This window comes from Cupriavidus sp. SIMBA_020 (assembly GCF_046535395.1).
GTDB lineage: Bacteria > Pseudomonadota > Gammaproteobacteria > Burkholderiales > Burkholderiaceae > Cupriavidus > Cupriavidus campinensis.
On record NZ_JAWRWU010001508.1, the window covers coordinates 1 to 241 of the forward strand.

Annotated in this window: 1 pseudogene and 1 other annotated feature; the pseudogene reads right to left on the reverse strand. The window is 61.8% G+C overall.

Going from position 1 to position 241, the window contains the following annotated elements:
* Window positions 1-116: a sequence feature (AL1L pseudoknot), on the reverse strand. This feature is flagged as partial in the annotation.
* Window positions 1-241, reverse strand: a pseudogene (locus tag SB751_RS34630) (IS3 family transposase); the annotation flags it as partial. It overlaps the preceding feature by 116 nt.

Below are 241 nucleotides of genomic sequence, written 5' to 3' on the forward strand. Positions count from 1 at the left end.
GGGGCAATCCGCAAGACCTTGCCGATCGGCTCGACCCCAAAGGTGTCGCGATACTGATCGACGAAGGCCTTCAGGACTTGAAACGGCGGTCGAGCTCCGCCTGGGCGAAAAACGCGCTCGCGACCTTGAGAATCTCGTTGGCACGACGCAATTCCTTGACCTCGCGCTCCAGGGCCTTCAGCCGTTCGCGTTCGTCGGTGCTCACGCCATCACGCTCACCCTGGTCAACCTGGTCACGCTT